Here is a 14,938-nt window from a genome sequence, read left to right as displayed (position 1 = left end):
ACCTGACCAGAAAGGACGCGGCAATGACGCTTTCGAACCGGATAGTCATCGGGGTCTGTCTTCTTGCAATCCTGCTTCTGGCAGGATTTGGCGGCAGCGGCACATTGATCCTGAACCGGGTCGAAGGCGCCTTGCTGCGCCAGAACGGGGCCAGCATCAGCGCTGCGGCGCATGCCGTGATGCGGCGCAGCGAAAAGACGCTTGCCGCCCATGGGCTGACCCTCGCCCGCGACCGCGAAACCATCGCTGCGCTGGCGCGCGGCGATACCAGGGCCGCGACGGATCTGCTGACCTCGACCTTCAACCGCATTGCGGCTTCGGGCGAGGTGTCTGGCCTTCACATCTATGATGTGGCGGGCCAGCTTGCCGTGGCCTTCCCCGCGCCGGACCGCCCGGCGCCCCCCGGGGCCATACCGATGCCGGTGCAAAAGGTCCTGGACACCGGACAGCGGTCCTTCGACATTTCCCTGATCGGGGGCGAGACCTATGCCGCCGCCTATGCCTTTCCGCTGCTCAATGGCCGCGAACGGATCGGCGTGGCCCTGCTGTCGCTGGATGTGGCCGCCGCCCTGCCCGAGATTTCCGCTGCGATCGCCGGCACCGCCCTTCTGACCTCGATAGATGCCACGGGGGCGATCCACCTGATCGCCGCGGCCCAGCCCGAGACTGATCCTGTCGATACCCGGACGGCCGCAGCACAGCCACCCGCTGCCCCCCCAAGCCCCGAAGATCTGGCCCAGGCGGCGCAAACCCTGTCCGATGATCCGGACGCGCCGACGGATGTGATCCAGGTCGGAACCCGGTCCTATGTCGCAACCGGCACCACCCTTGGCCCAAGCGCGACGAACCGCAATATCCAGCTGATTCTGCTGACGGATTTCACCGAACAAGATGCCGCCAAAAACGCCGTGATCCGCACCGCGCTGGCGGCCATGATCGGGGCGGCGCTGGTCCTTCTTGTGGCGATGCTGGTCTGGCTGCGCGGCCAGATGCGACCCTTGAAGGACATCACCCAGGCCTTGCTGGCCGTGTCACGCGGTGAAACGCCCACATGGCGGGCAGCGCCCCGGGCCGCGCGGGAAATTGCTGACCTGGGCAGCGCGATGGATGTCTTCCTCCGCCAGGCCGAGGCGCTTGCCGAGGAAACCCGCCGCGCCGAACAGCAATCGCAGGAAATCGCCAAACAGGCGACCGTGCTCGAGGCGCAGGCCCGCGCCGAGGCGGAACGCCGCGCCGCCGAAGCGGCCCGCCTGTCCGAAGCCGCCCGTGAGGCCGAGGTGCAACGTGACCGCGAACGCCGCGCGGCGGAAGAAATCGCCGCCGTCGTCGAGGCCTGCGCGACGGGCGATTTTTCCCGCCGACTTCGGATCGACGACAAGACCGGCATCTTCGCCGACCTTTGCGACGGCATGAACCGGATCGGCGAGGCCGCGAACGACGGGCTTGGCGCGGTGCGCACCGCACTTGATCACCTTGCGCAAGGCGATCTGACGCATCGCATGCCCGATCACTTCCTGGGGGTCTTTGCCGAAATCGGCACACGGATGAACACGACCACGGACACCCTGTCGCGGATCCTGGGCAATATTTCGGCCTCATCCGCCACGGTCGACAGTTCGGCCCGCGAAATCTCGGGCGCCGCTGACGATCTGGCGCAGCGCGGCGAAACCAACGCAGCGATGCTGGAAGAAACCGCCTCGGCCATCGAAGAGATGTCCGCCTCGGTCAAATCCGCGGCCAGTTCGGCGGAAATTGCCCGCATCGCGGTCGAACGGATCGCATCCGAGGCGATCACGGGGCGGGATGTGGTCAGCCAAGCGGTGCATGCGATGGATGAGATCAAGGCCTCGTCCGATTCCATCGCCGGGATCTTGCAGGTCATCGACGAAATTGCGTTCCAGACCAACCTGCTGGCGCTGAATGCGGGCGTCGAGGCCGCCCGCGCAGGCGAGGCCGGCCGCGGCTTTGCGGTGGTCGCAAGCGAGGTGCGACTGCTGGCGCAGCGCTCGTCCGAAGCGGCCCGCGAAATTTCGGCCCTCATCGACACATCAAGGGGCAATGTGCAGCGCGGCGTCGCCCTTGTGCATGATTCCGGCGCAGCGCTGAAGGGTATCGTCGCCGGGGTCGAGGATGTGGCGCACAAGATCCGTGAAATCGTGACCGCAGCAACCGAAACCGCAACCGGAATTTCCGAAATATCCAACGCCACCAATGAACTTGACCGCACGACACAACGCAATGCGGCCATCTTTCAACAAGCCAACGCCGCCGCCCGCGCGCTGCAGGGCGAGGCCGAAACCCTTGCCGATGCCATCGCGATCTTCAAACTGGACAGCCCCGAAGGGACCGGGCAGGACGTTGCGATGTTCGCGTCAAGCCGCGCGGCCTGACGGGCCGCTGAAATGGCGGCCAGCCCGAAACGGCTTTGTTTTCGTCGTGGCCGGGTCAGCCCCTTTTCAGCGCGGCTTCACGCATCTGGCTTAGCGTCTGGCGCGGTGTGATCGCCTCGGGCGCGATCACCAGATCCAACACAGCGCCGGTCCGTGACGCCAGCGCCCGGCCAAAGGCGGCGGCGAAGGCCTCGGTGGTTTCGACCCTTTCGGCATGAAAGCCATAGGCCCGTGCCAGCATCACGAAATCCGGGTTCTGAACCATCGTCGTGCCGGATACGCGGGCGGGAAAGTTACGTTCCTGATGCGCCCGGATCGTGCCATAGATGCCGTTGTTCAGGATCAGCACGATCGGCTGCGCGCCGGCCTGCAGGGCGGTCGCCAGTTCCGTACAGTTCATCTGGAAATCGCCGTCACCCGCGAAACAGACCACGGTGCGGGCGGGGTCGGCCACCTTGGCCGCAATCGCCGCGCACAGGCCATAGCCCATCGCCCCCGCCTGCGGCGCCAGCAGCCGCGCCTTCGGCCCGAACTGGAAAAACTTGTTGGGCCAGACGGTAAAATTGCCCGCGCCATTGGTCAGGATCATATCCTCGGGCAAGACCTGCCGCAGATGGGCGCTGACCTTGCCCATGTCGACGGGGGATGGCTGGTCGGGCAGGTCAAAGCCCGCCTCATAGGCGGCGCGGCCCTCGGCCCGCCAGACGGCCCAGTCCCCGCGCACCGGCGCCAGCCCGGCCAGCGCCGCGGCAAAGGCGTTCGGCCCGGCATGGATGCCCAGCGCCGGGCGATAGACCTTGCCGATTTCCAGGTCCGACGCATGCACATGGATGATCTTCTGCCGCGGCTGCGGGACATCGAACAGGGTGTAGCCGTCGGTCGAGTTTTCGCCAAAGCGGTTGTTGATCGCAAGGATCACGTCGGCGTCACGCAGCAGCGCCTTGACCGAAGGCACCATGCCCACGCCCGCCTCACCGCAGAAGGTGGCAGAGGTGTTGTCATACATGTCCTGATAGCGAAAGACCGACACAACGGGGATGTCGCTGGCTTCGGCAAAGGCCTGCACCTGCGCCATCGCGCCGGCCTTCCAGTTGCAGCCACCATAGAGGATCAGCGGACGTTCGGCCCCCGCCAGCATGTCGCGCAGCCGCGTCATCGCATGCGCGGCGGGGGCGGGTTCGGTCACCTCGACCGGGCCGGTCAGGGCGGGGGTATCGGTCAGGGTGGTCAGCATGTCTTCGGGCAGCGCGATCACGACGGGGCCGGGGCGGCCGCTGGTCGCCGTCATCCAGGCGCGCGAGACGATCTCGGGGATGCGCTCGACCCGGTCGATTTCCACCGCCCATTTCGCCATCGTGCCAAAGACGGCCTTGTAATCCAGTTCCTGAAACGCCTCGCGCCCCTTCATGTCGGTGCCGACCTGGCCCACGAACATCAGCATCGGGGCGCTGTCCTGCATCGCCGTATGCACCCCGATCGCGGCATTGGTGGCGCCGGGGCCGCGCGTGACCATGCAGATGCCGGGCTGGCCGGTCAGCTTGCCCCAGGCCGCCGCCATGAAGCCCGCGCCGCCTTCGTTCCGGCACATCACGAAATCCAGCCGTCCGGCGGTATCATGCAGCGCATCCAGCACCGCCAGATAGCTTTCCCCCGGAACCCCGAAGGCCTTGCGCGCGCCCAGCGCGACCAGGCATTCCACAAGCAGCGTTCCACCGTTTCGCATGAGATGTTCCTTTCAGATCAGACGGCAAGCGCCGCAGGGCGCAGGCTGACCACGGCGCGGGCGATGCGGGCCAGCGCCTCGGCCAGGTCCGCCGCGCCGGTGGCGTAAGAGATGCGGAAATAAGGGCTAAGGCCAAAGGCGCTGCCCGGCACCACCGCCACGCCATGATCGCGCAGCAGCCAGGCGCAGAAATCGCTGTCGGTGCCGATCACGGTGCCGTCGGGCGTTTGCCGGCCCAGCACGCCTTCGCAATTGGCGAAGGTGTAGAAGGCCCCGTCGGGTGTCGGGCAGCGGATACCGGCAATGGCATTCAGGCCAGACACCACCATGTCACGCCGCGCCTGAAACGACTGGCGCATGACCTCGACCGCATCTTGCGGGCCGCGCAACGCCGCCAGCGCCGCCGCCTGCGACACCGAGGACGGACAGGATGTCGACTGGCTTTGCACCACCGCCATCGCCCGGATCAGATCGACCGGCCCCGCGCCATAGCCGATCCGCCAGCCGGTCATCGCATAGGCCTTGGACACGCCGTTGACCGTCAGGATCCGGTCGCGCAATTCGGGCGCGATCTGGGCCGGTGTGGCAAAGGTGAAGCCGTCATAGACGATCTTTTCATAGATATCGTCCACCATCAGCCAGACGCGGCGGTGCCGGGCCAACACCCCCAGCAGCGGCGCGTAATCCTGCGCCGAATAGCCCGCGCCCGTGGGGTTTGACGGCGAATTCAGCATGACCCAGCGGGTGCGCGGCGTGATCGCGCGGTCCAGCTGATCGGCGGTCAGCCGGAACCCTGCCGTATCGGCGCAGGGCACCAGAACCGGGCACCCGCCCGCGATCCGCACGATATCGGCATAGGATGTCCAGAAAGGCGTGGGGATGATGACCTCATCCCCTTGGTCCAGCGTGGCCATCATCGCGTTGAACAGGATCTGCTTGGCCCCCGCCCCCACGGTGATCTGCGTAGGATCAAAATGCAGGCCATTGTCAGCGCGGAACTTGTCGGCAATCGCCGCTTTCAATTCCGCCGTGCCGTCGAGCGCGGTGTATTTGGTGGCGCCGTCGCGCATCGCGCGGGCGGCGGCCTCCTTGATATGGTCGGGCGTGTCGAAATCAGGCTCGCCCGCGCCCAGGATGATGACATCGCCGCCCGCGCGCTGCATCGCCGCCGCTTGGGCCGAGATCTTCAGGATCTCGGACACGCCAAGGTCCGCGACCCGCGCGGCGGGCCGGAAAGGGATGATGCTGGTCATGGCCCGCCCTCAGATGTCGAACTTGACGCCCTGCGCCAGCGGCAGGGTGCGACCGAAGTTGATCGTGTTGGTGGCGCGTCGCATATAGCCCTTCCACGCGTCCGAGCCGCTTTCGCGCCCGCCGCCGGTTTCCTTTTCGCCGCCAAAGGCACCGCCGATTTCCGCGCCCGAAGGCCCGATGTTGACATTGGCGATGCCGCAATCGGACCCGGCGGCGGAAACGAACAGCTCGGCCTCGCGCAGGTCATTGGTGAAGCAGGACGACGACAGCCCCTGCGGCACGTCGTTCTGCGCGGCCAGGGCCTCGGCAAAATCGGTGTAGCGCATGACGTAAAGGATGGGGGCAAAGGTTTCTTCGCGCACCGGGCCGGTCTGGGCGGGCATTTCGACCAGCGCCGGGCGGACGTAGAAGGCGGCCTCGGGGCCGTCCTGCCGTTCGCCCCCGGTCACCGTTCCGCCCGCCGCGCGCGCGGCGGCCAACGCATCCTGCATCGCGTCGAACGCCGCCTTGTCGATCAGCGGGCCGACCAGCGTGCCGGTAGCCAGCGGCGATCCGACCGGGACCGAGGCATAGGCCGCCTTCAGCCGCCCGACCAGTTGGTCATAGATGCTGTCATGCACGAACAGGCGGCGCAGCGTGGTGCAGCGTTGCCCCGCCGTGCCCATCGCGGCAAAGGCCACGCCGCGCAGCGTCAGTTCCAGATCGGCGCTGGGTGCGACGATCGCGGCATTGTTGCCGCCCAGTTCCAGGATCGAGCGGCCAAACCGCGCCGCAACCCGCGGCCCTACCGCGCGCCCCATCCGCGTTGACCCGGTGGCCGAGATCACCGGCACCCTGGGATGATCCACCAGCAATTCGCCCAGATCGCGCCCGCCGATCAGAACGGCGCTGACGCCTTCGGGGCAGCTGTGGCCGGCCGCGCGAAAGCGGTCGATGGCGCGCGCCAGGATCGCCTCGCAGGCCAGCGCGGTCAGCGGGGTCTTTTCCGACGGCTTCCACACCACCGCGTCACCGCAGACCAGCGCCAGCGCCGCGTTCCAGGACCAGACCGCGACGGGGAAGTTGAAGGCCGAGATCACCCCCACCACCCCCACCGGATGCCAGGTTTCCATCATCCGGTGCGCGGGGCGTTCGGTGGCGATCGTCAGGCCATAAAGCTGGCGCGACAGGCCCACGGCAAAGTCGCAGATGTCGATCATCTCTTGCACCTCGCCCAGGCCTTCCGAGGTGACCTTGCCCGCCTCGATCGACACCAGCCGGCCCAGATCGGCCTTGGCGGCGCGCAGTTCCTCGCCCAGCAGGCGGACCAGTTCGCCACGCTGGGGCGCGGGCACCAGACGCCAATCCAGAAAGGCGCGGTGCGCGGCCTCGATCGCCGCCGTGGCCTCGGCGGGGGTATCCTCGCGCAGGGTGCAAAGGGTTTCGCCGGTGATCGGGGTGCGCGCGACAAGGTGGCCATCGCGCAGCCGCGCCGGGGCGACGCCCAGGCCGGACAGAAGGGTCATCGTTTCCCGGGGCAGCTGGTTCATCGGATGCATGGGTGGGTTCCTTTCAGGTAAGCGGGGTGCCGGCGCACAGACGGCGGTTCACGGATCACGCGGGGCTAGATCGCGCCCTGATAGCGGCGCGCAACGACGGCGCGTTCGACCTGGGTGATCATGGTGTTGAAATCAAAGACGGGGCGGCCCGTGGCCTGCTGCACCGCCTGCGCATAGGGCGGCAGGTCGGAACATTCCAACAGGATCGCGCCGACCTGGGGGTGATCGGCCACCAGACGGCGGGCGACCGCGCAGACCTCGGCCTCGATCACGTCGCTGTCCAGCGTGCCCTTTTCCTCAAGGATGGCGCTGCGGAATTCGGGGCAGCCCTCCATCCCGGCGATGCAGAGCGGGATGCCCGCATCCACGCCGCAGGCGGCGAAATGCGCGGGCGTCAGGCGCGCGGCATTGGCGGTGATGATGCCCACGGACCGCCCGGTGATCTGCGCGATGAAGGGGATCTGCAGCAGCGGCGACAGGAAGACGGGAATATCCAGCGCGGCGGCGACCTGCGGCTGAAAGATCGCCATGAAGCCACAAGCCCCCGTCACCGCCTTGACGCCGCGGGCCTGCAAATCCAGCGCGGCGGCGATGAAGGGGCCGGCCAGCGTCGGATCGCACTGGTTCAGCAGCCGGTCGATCGAGGCGCCCTCAACCTCATGATAGCGCACGGGAAAGGGGTAGCTGGTGGCGTTGCCGACATTGCCGGGCACGCAAGGATAGGCGGCATCCAGGATCAGGATGCCAATGCTTTCGCCATACCAGGATTGGCTTTTGCGGGTGATTGCGTAAACCATGATTGCCCTTCAGATCGCCAGACGCCGCAGGATGCGCCGTTCCAGAACCGCCACCAGCCGCGTCAGCGGAAAGGCGACGATGAAGTAGATCAGCGCGATGGCGGTGAATACCTCGACCGGGCGGGCGGTGCGGTTCGAGATGGTCGAACCGATGAACATCAACTCGGCCATGCCCACCGCCGAAATCAGCGCGCTTTCCTTGAACAGCCCCACCCCATTGGACAGCAGCACCGGCACCGCGCGCAGCACCGCCTGCGGCAACAGCACATGCACCGTGCGCACCCAGGGCGTCAGCCCCAGCGCATGGGCCGCGTCATATTGTTCGCGCCCGATCGACTTCAGCCCCGAGCGGAAACTTTCCGACATGGTCGCCCCGCCATAAAGCGACAGACAGACCACCGCCGAGGTGAAATTGGACAGTTCCGTCCCCAGAAAGATCGGCAGGCAGTAAAAAATCCAGAACAGCTGCACCAGAACCGGCGTGCCGCGAAAGAACTCGACATAGAGCATCGCCGCCCAGGCTACCGGCTTGATCCTGGATCCGCGCAACAGCGCCAGAACAAAGCCCAGCACCAGCGCAAGGCCAAAGCAGATCACCGTCAGCTGCAGCGTCGTGCCAAGGCCCATCAGAAGGGCCTCATGGTATTTCGACAGGAAAGAGAAATCGATCTTCATGCTGCCCTCATGCCCGTGCCACATCCAGCCGGCGTTCGACCAGCGCGGCCAGGCGCGCGACCGGGAAGGACACGGCAAAATAGATCAGTGCCACGGCGGTGAAGGTTTCGATCGGGCGGTAGGATTGCGTCGCGACCTGCTTGCCCATGTACATCAGGTCCCCGATCGCCACGAGCGCGACCAGCGCCGATTGCTGAAACAGGGTGATCCCATTGGTGATCAGCACCGGCAGCGCCGCGCGCAGCGCATGGGGAAAGATGATGTAGGCCACGCGCTGCAGCGGCGAAAAACCCAGCGCCACGCCCGCATCCATCTGTTCGCGCGGCACCGCCTGGATCGCGGCGCGATAGGCCTCGGCGTTGAAGCAGGCCAGGTTCAGGCCCAGCGCCAGAATGCCCATCGGCATCGGGTCCAGATAGACGCCAAACAGGATCGGCACGCAGTAGAAGAACCAGATCACCTGCACCAGAACCGGGGTGCAGCGGAAGAACTCGATCAGCAGAGCAAAGGGCGCGCGCACGAACCACAGGCGCGACATCACCAGAAGCGCTATGCCAAAGCCCAGCGTCAGCGCGATCACATTGGCGGCGAAGGTCAGCTGCAGCGTGACCCACAGCCCTTCCATCAGATAGGGCCAGGCCTGTTTGACGTAGTGAAACTGAACATCGTATTCCATCGCGCCTACCCGTGAATGTGAAAGACGCGCTGGATGAATTCGCGCGTGCGCGGGTTCACCGGATCGCCCAGCACCTGTTCGGGGGGGCCATCTTCGACCACGACGCCGCCCGCGCAAAAGATCACGCGGCTGGCGATGTTGCGGGCAAACCACATGTCATGCGTGACAATCATCATCGGCAGGCGCTGTTCGGCCAGTTCCAGCATCACCTGTTCGACCTCGGCCACCAGTTCGGGGTCCAGCGCGGATGTCACCTCGTCAAACAGCATCAGGCGCGGGTCCAGCATCAGCGCGCGGGCAATCGCCACGCGCTGCTTTTGCCCGCCCGACAGATGGCTGGGATAGGCGCCCGCCTTGGCCTCCAGCCCCAGCCGCGCCAGCAACTGCATCGCCTTGTCGCGCGCCTCGGCCCGGGGCATTCCGCGCGTCTTGACGGCGGCCAGCATCAGGTTGTTCAGGATCGAAAGATGCGGGAACAGGGTATAGTGCTGAAACACCATCCCCACCTTCTTGCGCACATCGGCATCGATCCGGGTCTTGCCGTTGCGCGCAGTGATATAGGGCTGGCCTTCGAATTCGATGCTGCCCTCGGTGATCTCTTCCAGCCCCATCATGATGCGCAGCAGCGTGGACTTGCCCCCGCCCGAAGGCCCGATCACCACCACCCGTTCACCCGGCGACATGTCGAGGTTGATCCCCGACAGCACCGTCAGGCTGCCATAGGCCTTGTGGATGTTGCGCAGGCTGGCAAGGGGCTGGGTCATGGCGTCATACATCGTGATCTCCGGGCGCGGGGAAGGCCGGCCCGGGCGCGGGCCGGCAGGGTCGGGCAAGCGGATGGCGATCAGTTCGCCTCGGCCAGGATCTGTTCGATCGCGGCCTGCAGCATCACATCCATCTGGCCGGTGGCGCGCAGCTCCTCCAGGAAGAAGTTCAGCGATTGCAGATCCTGATGCGACATCGACCGGTGCACGCCCAGCCCCATGCCCTGGCGCGACACGGCCGGTTCGGGGACCAGATGCGTGGCCCAATCGCTGTTGGCGGCGATGTAGACCATGTTGGAATCGGCCGGGTCCGCCAGCACATCGCCCCGCCCCGACATCAGCGCCAGCCGCGCCTCATCCCCCGACGGCAGGCGCAGGATCTTGGCGTTTTTCGCCAAGGCCGTGACCGCCTTGTCCATATAGGTGCCCGAGGTCACGATGACGGTGACATCCGCCTTGTCGAAATCGGCAAAGGATTTCGCATCCGCCGGGATCTTGGCATTGTCCTTCTTGTAGGCCAGCGACACCTGATCGGGGATCGCAGCATCCGAAAAGCCCACCGCCAGCGCGCGCTGCGGCGTGTGGTTCAGCGCCAGCGACATGTCCCATTTGCCCGCCTGCAGGCCCGCGACGATGTTGTCCCAAGTGGTGTCGACGAATTCGTGCTTCACGCCCAGAACCTCGGTCGCGTAGCGCTTGCACAATTCGGCGAACAGGCCGCCATATTCCTTGGTCAGCGGGTCATAGCTGACGAACGGCGGATAGACCGCGGCGCCACAGCGCAGGGTGCCGGCTTCCTGGACCTTGGCCCAGCTGGCCTCTTGCGCGTTGGCGGCGGTGGCGGCAAGGCCCAAGGTTGCGGCAAGCGACAGCCCGGACACGATGGCACGGAAATTGGACATACAGTGAACTCCCTGACGGGCCGACCTTTCCCGGAACGGGCGACCGGCTTGTTTGATGATTGCCCCCGGGGCCAAGACCCTTGGGGATGGCCCATCAATGCGCCGCGGGCGGGGCGCTGGAAATCAAGGAATGCGACTGATTTCATGCGGGTTCGGAATGAACCCGGGGCGCGCGGGCCTAGCGGTCGGCGGCGGTCTGATCCAAAAGCCAGTCGCGGAACAGCTGCAGCGGCATGTAATCGGACCGATCCTGCGGCCAAGCCAGGTAATAGGCCCCCGGGCTGCGCAGCGGCAGGTTCAGCGCCGGCACCAGCGCGCCTGACCGGATTTCATCCTCAAACAGGAATTCGGGCATCAACGCGATGCCCATCCCCGCCATCGCGGCGCGCGACAGGGTGGCGAACTGGTCAAACAACATGCCATAGACCGCGCTGTCATCGACGCCATATTTCCGCAGCCAGCCTTCCCAGGCATCGGGGCGGGTGTTCAGATGCAACAGCGGCGCGCGGCGCAGGTCGGCGGGGTCCGTGAAGGCATATTTCGCCGCAAGCGCGGGCGCGCATAGCGGCAGCACGGTTTCCCCCCGCAACAGCGCCAGTTCGGCGCCGGGCCATTCGGGCGGGCCGAAATGGATGGCCGCATCCACCACATCCTGGCCGAAATCGAAGCGGCTGGCGCGGCTGAACATGTTGACCGTCACCTCGGGGTGGCGGGCCATGAAATCGGGCAGGCGCGGCGCAAGCCAGCGCGTGCCGAAGGTGGGCAGGATCCCCAGCGTCAACGTGCCGCCCGTGGGGCTTGCCCGCAGTTTCAGCGAGGCGTTCGAGATCTTTTGCAGCGCATCGCGCACCTCGCGGGCATAGATTTCGCCGCCATAGGTCAGGCGGATCGACTGCTTTTCGCGAATGAACAGCATCACGCCCAGCTGGCCTTCCAGCGTCTTGATCTGGCGCGACACCGCGCTTTGGGTCAGCGACAATTCATGCGCGGCCTGCGTGATAGACCCGGTGCGGGCCGCCGCCTCGAACGCGGCCAGCAGCGGAAGTGAGGGCAGAAACCGACGTGGCGCGCGCATGATATTCCGAACCGGCATGACCTGATGCAAAAGCGTCGCTACCTTAATGGGCGGGCGCGGTTAAAGAAAGGGGACGCGCATCCGGGGCCCTGGCAATTCCGCCCCCCGGGCATCAGGAGACCCAGCATGCAGAACAATCCGCGCACCCACGGTCTTTGGGCCCAAAGCGCCCCGCCCGCGCCGCAGACCGCCGCGTTGGAGGGGCCTGAGCGGGCCGATGTGGTGGTGATCGGCGGCGGCTATACGGGGCTGTCCAGCGCGCTGCATCTGGCCGAACGCGGCGTCGATGTGGTGCTGCTTGAGGCGGCCGAGATCGGCTTTGGCGGCGCGGGGCGCAATGTCGGGCTGGTCAATGCCGGCATGTGGGTCATGCCCGAGGTGCTGGTGCAGACACTAGGCCCGGTCCATGGCGAACGGCTCTTGTCAACCCTGGGCGAGAGCCCGGCCGAGGTCTGGGACATCGTGCGCCGCCATGACATCGCCTGCGAGGCCACGCCCAACGGCACCCTGCACGCCGCCGTCGGCCGCAAGGGCCAGGCCGAGATTGCCGAACGCGCCCGCCAGTGGCAGGCCCGCGGCGCGCGCGTCGAGCTGCTGGACCGCGCCGACGCCGCCGCGCTGCTGGGCACCGACCATTTCGCAGGCGCGTTGCTGGATCACCGGACCGGCACGATCCAGCCGCTGGCCTATGCGCGCGGGCTGGCGCGCGCGGCGCAGGGCAAAGGCGCGCGGATCCATACCCAAAGCCCCGCATTGCGGCTGGCCCCCGCAGGCACCGGCTGGCAGGTGGAAACGCCGGGCGGCACGGTGCAGGCCCGCCAGGTGGTCTTTGGCACCGATGCCTATACCGCGCATCTGATGCCGCAGATCCGCGACCAGCAGGTCTTCCTGCCCTATTTCAACGTCGCAACGCCCCCCCTGCCCGAGGATGTCGCCCGCACCATCCTGCCCGGCCGCCATGGCGCCTGGGACACCAAAGAGGTGCTTTTGTCTTTCCGCATGGATGCGGCGAACCGGCTGGTGTTCGGATCGGTCGGCGCGCTGCGCGGCACCGGGATCGGCGTGCATCGCGCCTGGGCACAACGGATGATCGCCCGGCTGTTTCCCCAGATCGGCCGGACCGGGTTCGAGCATGAATGGTATGGCCAGATCGGCATGACCACCGATAACCTGCCCCGATTTCATGTGCTGGCCGAGGGCGTCTACACCTTCTGCGGCTACAACGGCCGCGGCATTGCGCCCGGCACCGTCTTTGGCCGGGTGATGGCCGATTTCCTGACCGGCAACCGCAACACCGATGCCCTGCCCCTGCCCGTCACCACACCCACCGCCCGCGCCACGCGCGGATTGCAATCGCTTGGCTATGAACTCGGCGCGCAACTGGTCCATCTGGTCGAGGGCCGACCCTAGGCCGGGTGCCAGCGGTCCGGTCAGGCCATCTGCGGCCTGCCGGAACGGATCCGTCGGTCCGCACGCTTGCAGTTCCGGCGCACCGGTCTAACCTTGATCCATCAGCTTGAACCCAACGGGAGGATATCATGCCAGATGGAAGCACCACCGCAGCGCGCCGCAGCGTCGTCGTGTCGGAATTCACCAACAGCGTCCTGGACCCCGCCGCGCCGATGCTGGGGCCGGTGGAAAACGGCGGCACGATCATTGCCAACACCGCGCCGGGCTGCTGGGGGCCGATGATCACCCCGCGCCTGCGCGGCGGGCATGAGGTCACCATCCCCGTCTTCGTCAACGGTGCCGAGGTGGGCGATGGCGTCGCCATCCGCATCCGCGACATCACCGTGACCTCGATCGCCACCGCGTCGGGCCATGACAGCTCACCCGAGGGGTTCTGTGTCGGCGACCCCTATGTCGCCGCGCGCTGCCCCGTCTGCGACACGGTCTGGCCGGAAACCCATGTCGAAGGCATCGGCCAGGACGCGGTGAAATGCGACAAATGTGGCAATGCCGTCAAACCCTTCGAGATCGTCCACGGCTATACCGTCACCTTCGATGACACCCGCGCCGTGGGCCTGACCCTGCCCAAGGCCGCCGCCGAAACCATCGCACATGACGCGAACCATTACGCGGCCCTGCCCGACGGCAGTCGGCAACACTCGATCCTGACCTATGCGCCGTCCGACATGCCCGGAACGCTGGTGCGGATGCGCCCCTTCCTGGGCCAGCTTGGCACCTGCCCGTCCATGGCCATGCCCGACAGCCATAACGCGGGCGATTTCGGCGCCTTTTTGGTGGGCGCGCCGCATGCCTATGGCATCACCGCCGAACAACTGGCCCAGCACAAGACCGATGGCCATATGGACATCGACGCCGTGCGCGCCGGCGCGATCCTGGTCTGCCCGGTCAAGGTCAAGGGAGCGGGCATCTACATGCGCGACATGCACGCGGGCCAGGGCGATGGCGAAATCGCGGGCCATACGATGGATGTGGCCGGCAGCGTGACCTTGCAGGTCGAGGTGGTAAAGAACTATCCGCTGGATGGTCCGGTGCTGTTCCCGCTGGAAGAAGACCTGCCCCCGATGGCCCGCCCCTTCACCGCGGCCGAACGCGCCAAAGGTCAGCGCCTGGCCGAGAAATGGGGCGTCGCGGAAATCGAGCCGATGGCCCCGATCTCGGTCGTCGGAACGGCCGCGAACCTGAACGCGGCGATCGACAACGGACTGGAACGCGCGGCGAAACTGCTGGGCATGACCGTGGCCGAGGTGCGCAACCGCGCCACGATCAACGGCGCGATCGAAATCGGCCGCGCCCCGGGCGTCATCCAGGTGACGTTCCTGGCGCCGCTGTCGCGGCTCGACGCCGTTGGCCTGGGCGGCTACGCGCGCGAGCAATACAACCTTTAAGCCAGCCAAAAAAACCGGGCCGCGGGGCACAGACGCCCGCGGCCCGGACCAAAGGGGTATGGCTCGGCCGGATGTCTTACCCCTGCCCACCTGCGTGGGGCATGATCCTGCAAATCAGCGCGCGCCAAGCGGCTTGCGACGACGCGGCAGGTTTGGGGCGATCGAGAATTCTTCTTGCTTGCGGCAAGATGCTGACGCTAGCCTTTGCGGGTTCAAAGTTCGTTGCTTCTTCTGAAATCTTGAAAAGTCAGCCCATCGGCGCGGGCGCGGTGAATTTACCTATCGGCCA

The 14,938-nt window shown here is 66.4% G+C and carries 13 protein-coding genes; 4 read left to right on the top strand and 9 right to left on the bottom strand.

Annotated features, from left to right (window positions below; all coding sequences use genetic code 11):
• The first annotated feature begins 23 nt into the window (after window positions 1-23).
• Entirely contained in the window at window positions 24-2,390 is a 2,367-nt protein-coding gene (locus MXB90_RS09830) for a methyl-accepting chemotaxis protein (RefSeq protein ID WP_250044115.1), read from the top strand.
• 55 nt (window positions 2,391-2,445) lie between these two features.
• Here MXB90_RS09830 and MXB90_RS09825 read toward each other — a convergent pair whose 3' ends face one another.
• The 9 genes from MXB90_RS09825 to MXB90_RS09785 form a co-directional block, all read right to left on the bottom strand.
• Complete coding sequence (locus MXB90_RS09825) at window positions 2,446-4,113, bottom strand: thiamine pyrophosphate-dependent enzyme (RefSeq protein ID WP_250044113.1); 1,668 nt, start codon at window positions 4,111-4,113, stop codon at window positions 2,446-2,448.
• A gap of 17 nt (window positions 4,114-4,130) precedes the next feature.
• Window positions 4,131-5,366: a pyridoxal phosphate-dependent aminotransferase gene (locus MXB90_RS09820; RefSeq protein WP_250044111.1), complete on the bottom strand. Its 1,236-nt coding sequence runs from the start codon at window positions 5,364-5,366 to the stop codon at window positions 4,131-4,133.
• A gap of 9 nt (window positions 5,367-5,375) precedes the next feature.
• Entirely contained in the window at window positions 5,376-6,896 is a 1,521-nt protein-coding gene (gene amaB / locus MXB90_RS09815) for an L-piperidine-6-carboxylate dehydrogenase (RefSeq protein WP_250044109.1), read from the bottom strand.
• 74 nt (window positions 6,897-6,970) lie between these two features.
• On the bottom strand, window positions 6,971-7,702 hold the full coding sequence (locus MXB90_RS09810) for an aspartate/glutamate racemase family protein (RefSeq protein WP_250044107.1): 732 nt from the start codon (window positions 7,700-7,702) through the stop codon (window positions 6,971-6,973).
• A 9-nt stretch (window positions 7,703-7,711) separates the two neighbouring features.
• A complete protein-coding gene (locus MXB90_RS09805) occupies window positions 7,712-8,377 on the bottom strand; it encodes an amino acid ABC transporter permease (RefSeq protein WP_250044105.1) in 666 nt (221 codons plus the stop codon).
• 7 nt (window positions 8,378-8,384) lie between these two features.
• A complete protein-coding gene (locus MXB90_RS09800; RefSeq protein WP_250044103.1) occupies window positions 8,385-9,053 on the bottom strand; it encodes an amino acid ABC transporter permease in 669 nt (222 codons plus the stop codon).
• A 5-nt stretch (window positions 9,054-9,058) separates the two neighbouring features.
• Entirely contained in the window at window positions 9,059-9,817 is a 759-nt protein-coding gene (locus MXB90_RS09795; protein ID WP_250044101.1) for an amino acid ABC transporter ATP-binding protein, read from the bottom strand.
• Between the two features lie 80 nt (window positions 9,818-9,897).
• Window positions 9,898-10,719: a substrate-binding periplasmic protein gene (locus MXB90_RS09790; RefSeq protein WP_250044100.1), complete on the bottom strand. Its 822-nt coding sequence runs from the start codon at window positions 10,717-10,719 to the stop codon at window positions 9,898-9,900.
• A gap of 178 nt (window positions 10,720-10,897) precedes the next feature.
• Window positions 10,898-11,794, bottom strand: coding sequence for a LysR family transcriptional regulator (locus tag MXB90_RS09785; RefSeq protein ID WP_250044097.1), 897 nt, complete (start codon window positions 11,792-11,794; stop codon window positions 10,898-10,900).
• A gap of 126 nt (window positions 11,795-11,920) precedes the next feature.
• Here MXB90_RS09785 and MXB90_RS09780 point away from each other — a divergent pair, with 126 nt between their 5' ends.
• From MXB90_RS09780 to MXB90_RS09770, 3 genes are all read left to right on the top strand, one after another.
• Window positions 11,921-13,204, top strand: a complete 1,284-nt coding sequence (locus MXB90_RS09780; protein WP_250044095.1) for an NAD(P)/FAD-dependent oxidoreductase — start codon at window positions 11,921-11,923, stop codon at window positions 13,202-13,204.
• 128 nt (window positions 13,205-13,332) lie between these two features.
• Complete coding sequence (locus MXB90_RS09775) at window positions 13,333-14,649, top strand: acetamidase/formamidase family protein (RefSeq protein ID WP_250044093.1); 1,317 nt, start codon at window positions 13,333-13,335, stop codon at window positions 14,647-14,649.
• 101 nt (window positions 14,650-14,750) lie between these two features.
• A partial coding sequence (locus tag MXB90_RS09770) for a hypothetical protein (RefSeq protein WP_250044090.1) occupies window positions 14,751-14,938 on the top strand: 188 nt, incomplete at its 3' end.

The organism is Phaeovulum molybdatiresistens, assembly GCF_023544865.1.
GTDB lineage: Bacteria > Pseudomonadota > Alphaproteobacteria > Rhodobacterales > Rhodobacteraceae > Pontitalea.
The sequence above is the reverse complement of the archived record's forward strand: the minus strand, read 5'-3'. Positions and strand labels throughout refer to the sequence as shown.

Coding starts and splice junctions, on each gene's coding strand:
- MXB90_RS09805 (WP_250044105.1), bottom strand. CDS start 8,377: ATGAAGATCGATTTCTCTTTCCTGTCGAAATACCATGAGGCCCTTCTG.
- MXB90_RS09830 (WP_250044115.1), top strand. CDS start 24: ATGACGCTTTCGAACCGGATAGTCATCGGGGTCTGTCTTCTTGCAATC.
- MXB90_RS09795 (WP_250044101.1), bottom strand. CDS start 9,817: ATGACCCAGCCCCTTGCCAGCCTGCGCAACATCCACAAGGCCTATGGC.
- MXB90_RS09820 (WP_250044111.1), bottom strand. CDS start 5,366: ATGACCAGCATCATCCCTTTCCGGCCCGCCGCGCGGGTCGCGGACCTT.
- MXB90_RS09775 (WP_250044093.1), top strand. CDS start 13,333: ATGCCAGATGGAAGCACCACCGCAGCGCGCCGCAGCGTCGTCGTGTCG.
- MXB90_RS09825 (WP_250044113.1), bottom strand. CDS start 4,113: ATGCGAAACGGTGGAACGCTGCTTGTGGAATGCCTGGTCGCGCTGGGC.
- MXB90_RS09810 (WP_250044107.1), bottom strand. CDS start 7,702: ATGGTTTACGCAATCACCCGCAAAAGCCAATCCTGGTATGGCGAAAGC.
- MXB90_RS09800 (WP_250044103.1), bottom strand. CDS start 9,053: ATGGAATACGATGTTCAGTTTCACTACGTCAAACAGGCCTGGCCCTAT.
- amaB (WP_250044109.1), bottom strand. CDS start 6,896: ATGAACCAGCTGCCCCGGGAAACGATGACCCTTCTGTCCGGCCTGGGC.
- MXB90_RS09790 (WP_250044100.1), bottom strand. CDS start 10,719: ATGTCCAATTTCCGTGCCATCGTGTCCGGGCTGTCGCTTGCCGCAACC.
- MXB90_RS09785 (WP_250044097.1), bottom strand. CDS start 11,794: ATGCGCGCGCCACGTCGGTTTCTGCCCTCACTTCCGCTGCTGGCCGCG.
- MXB90_RS09780 (WP_250044095.1), top strand. CDS start 11,921: ATGCAGAACAATCCGCGCACCCACGGTCTTTGGGCCCAAAGCGCCCCG.